General features: G+C 66.8%; 4 protein-coding genes. 2 read left to right on the forward strand and 2 right to left on the reverse strand.

All coding sequences use genetic code 11. The features are described 5' to 3' along the window. The first annotated feature begins 76 nt into the window (after positions 1 to 76). Entirely contained in the window at positions 77 to 1,216 is a 1,140-nt protein-coding gene (locus SFU54_RS02625; RefSeq protein ID WP_319014762.1) for an alkaline phosphatase family protein, read from the forward strand. A gap of 33 nt (positions 1,217 to 1,249) precedes the next feature. Here the strand turns inward: SFU54_RS02625 and sepH are convergent, their stop codons facing one another. Then, the gene (gene sepH / locus SFU54_RS02630; RefSeq protein ID WP_319014763.1) at positions 1,250 to 2,335 is read right to left on the reverse strand and encodes a septation protein SepH; all 1,086 of its coding nucleotides are present in this window, start codon (positions 2,333 to 2,335) and stop codon (positions 1,250 to 1,252) included. Between the two features lie 207 nt (positions 2,336 to 2,542). Between sepH and SFU54_RS02635 the strand changes: the two genes are divergently transcribed. After that, entirely contained in the window at positions 2,543 to 2,833 is a 291-nt protein-coding gene (locus tag SFU54_RS02635; RefSeq protein WP_319014764.1) for a DUF4193 domain-containing protein, read from the forward strand. Between the two features lie 30 nt (positions 2,834 to 2,863). Here SFU54_RS02635 and SFU54_RS02640 read toward each other — a convergent pair. Beyond that, positions 2,864 to 3,041, reverse strand: a 178-nt coding sequence (locus SFU54_RS02640) for a DUF3093 family protein (protein ID WP_319014765.1), incomplete at its 5' end; no start/stop codon positions are given.

Here is a 3,041-nt window from a genome sequence, read left to right on the forward strand (position 1 = left end):
CGTCGATGCGTTCGCCAACGGGCTGGTCGGCCGGAGCAGAGCCCCGGGATCGGGAGGAAGGAGGGGGAGTCATAAGATGGCCCCCATGCTACCGGCGCCGCGCGCAGAGACTCCGTCACTCGCCGACGTGTTGACAGGAGCACTCGGCGCAATTCTCGGCGAGAGCGGCCGCCTGGCGTTGCCACCAGTGCGGAGCGCAGCCGTTCTCATGATCGACGGACTCGGCATGTCGGCGCTCTCTCAGCATTCGGGCCATGCGCGGCGGCTGCTGAACGCACTGCCCTCGCGCGGTGGCTCGATTGAATCTGGGTTTCCGACGACGACGGCTTCGGCGCTCGCGACGCTCACGACAGGGTTGTCGGCCGGCGAACATGGATTGGTCGGGTACAGCGTGCTTGACCGCGCGCGAGACCGCGTCGTGAAGCAGCTCTCGGGCTGGGACGACGATATGCGCCCCCGTGAGTGGCAACCACACAACACGGTTTTCGAGCGGGCGGCCAAGCACGGTGTCGACGCCGTCATCGTGGGGGCTGAGCGATATCGCGACACGGGATTCACCGAAGCAGTGCTCCGAGGCGCTCGGTTCGAGGCCTACGGCTCTGTTGCCGAGCGAATCGCGCGAGGGGTGGCCCTGATGCGCGGAAGCGAGCGGCGCCTGGTCTATGTCTATGTTCCGGAAATCGACATGGCCGGTCACGCGGAGGGCATTGCATCGGCGCTCTACACCGCGCGGCTCGACGAACTCGACTCGGCGCTTCGCGTGCTCGACGCTCCGCTCCCGGCCGACGCCGGTGTGCTGCTGACCGCTGATCACGGCATGCTCGATGTGCCGCCGCACCGACGGATCGTGGTGGATGCGGGCAGCGGGCTGTGGGATGGCATCCGTCACGTCGCCGGCGAACCGCGCTGTCTGCACTTCGCTCTCGACGACCCCGCGCACGCCGAGTTGGTGCGCGATCGGTGGCTGGATGCCGAGGGTTCTCGGTCGTGGGTCGTCACGAGAGGCGAAGCGATTGCCGCCGGATGGTTCGGCACGGTGAGGGCGGGCGTCGAGTCGCGCATTGGCGACGTGCTTGTTGCAGCACGTGCTCAGGTTGCCTACTACGACGAACGAACGGCGAGTGCGCAATCACTCTCGATGGTGGGGCAACACGGTTCGTTTTCCGCTGACGAGTTGCGGGTGCCCCTCGCGCGGTGGGGTGCGTTCGCGCACTAAGCGCAGCAGGCCGCTACCCTCGTCGCGGATGTGTCACGCGGGGTCGTCGTCGGGACGTGCTCCAAAGACAATGTCGTCCCAGCTCGGCATTGCCGCGCGTCCCCGTCGTGACGGTTTGGTGGGCGCCGGAGCGGGCGGGGGAGCGTCGACGCCCGCGAGCGCCGCGTCGTCGATCGCGCTGTTGATGTCTGCGGGGTCGTCGATGCCGTCGAGGTCGTCGTCGTCGACAAGCCCCGCGCTGGCCGACAAATCGATGGGCACATCGACGATCCGGATCGAACCGGTTGACGGATGCGCGGCGCGCGAACTCTCCCACTCTTCGGTCGGTGCGGTCTCTCGCTCGCCCCGGCGGCGGCGCAAGGCCTCGAGAAGATCCGCAGTGTTGCTGACATCACGCGTGTCGGCCGTATCGGCTTCGGCGATTCGCGCGACCGGGCGCTCGGTGCGCTCGAGCGAGGCGGCCGCGCGGCCGAGGTCGCTGGCAGGGGCAAAAGCTCCGCTGTCGAATCGACCGTTCGAGCTGGTCTCAGCGGGCACGGCACGCAGCCGAGGAACGATTGGGGTTGGGGCATCGCTTTGCTGCGAGAGTGATTGCGCCTCATGGTTGGCCGGCGCCAACGTTGACTTCTTGGGGTCGAAGGTCCAAACCGCGGTGCGTTCGGTGTCGCCGTCAAGAAAGCTCACCGAGACCAGCCAGTGTGCGTCAGTCTTGCGGCTCTCCCAGCGCACGGCGCGGGCTCCTGCTCCCCGCAATCGCTGGTCGATCGTCGAACCGAAGGTTGCTGTGGAACTCGCGTCGCCCTCAGAGGCGAGAGCGACGGTGACCGACCGGGCAGCGGTGACGACATATTCGCGTTCGGCGAGCACCGGCCCTTCGAAGCGCTGAATGTACTCGAGCGATTCGCCGGTCTGCGCGGCAACTTGCGTCGCCGTCAGGCCTTCGCGGATGAGAGCCTGAACTTCTCGCGGTCCGACGCGGTGCGATACGGGGGCAGCGGGACGATTCTGGCGAAGGGCCGTGTGGAGCGCTTCGGTGATGGGCACTCGAAAGCGCGAGCCGTCGGCAGCGACGACGATGAGTGCGCCGTTCTCGGCGCCAATCACTGTGAGCTCATCCATGGCTCTCACCCTCTCGTCGTGGGTTGTGCTGGGCACAGCATCCCACGGGCATCCGCACGACCCAGGGAATAGCGCGGGCGTGCCGAAAGTTGGGCGCAACGACAGGTTGCACGACGGGCCGAGGTGCGCGTTTGCGTTTCCCCTTCCCTTCCTGCAAACTATGCCCGCCGAACGCGGCTGACAAGTGTGAATGAGAAGTGGACTGGCATGGCTACGGACTACGACGCCCCCCGAAAGACGGACGAGGACACCGACTCGATCCAAGCCCTGCAGGAGCGCGTTCCCGACAAGCTGTCGGGCGTGGTTGACGTTGACGACGCCGACAATCCGGGCTTCGAGCTCGCGGGGCAAGACCTCGCAGATCTCGACCTCGACGTCGTCGTGCTGCCGGCGCAGGCCGACGAGTTCACGTGCATCAGTTGCTTCTTGGTCAAGCACCGCTCGCAGCTCGATCACGAAGAGAAGCTCGGATCGGTCTGCCGGGAGTGCGCGAGCTAACACGCTTAACCTCAGACGGCGCGGGCGACACTAGCTGTCGTTGCGAGCGCTGGCCGCGATGGCCGCCGCCAATTCTTCGGGACGTCGAGTCGAGAGCAGCCAGTACGGCGTCGGGTCGTCGGGGTCAGTGACGGCGACCCGCAGTACTGCAGGAATATCCGGCCGGAGCACGAGAAACGCTCGCGCATCGAGCCGTTGACCGCGCGCG

Origin of the sequence: Microcella sp. (assembly GCF_033763155.1) — a bacterium.
GTDB lineage: Bacteria > Actinomycetota > Actinomycetes > Actinomycetales > Microbacteriaceae > Microcella.

Excerpts from the sequence above, each read along its gene's own strand:
- SFU54_RS02625 (WP_319014762.1), top strand. The coding sequence starts at position 77 with ATGGCCCCCATGCTACCGGCGCCGCGCGCAGAGACTCCGTCACTCGCC.
- sepH (WP_319014763.1), bottom strand. The coding sequence starts at position 2,335 with ATGGATGAGCTCACAGTGATTGGCGCCGAGAACGGCGCACTCATCGTC.
- SFU54_RS02635 (WP_319014764.1), top strand. The coding sequence starts at position 2,543 with ATGGCTACGGACTACGACGCCCCCCGAAAGACGGACGAGGACACCGAC.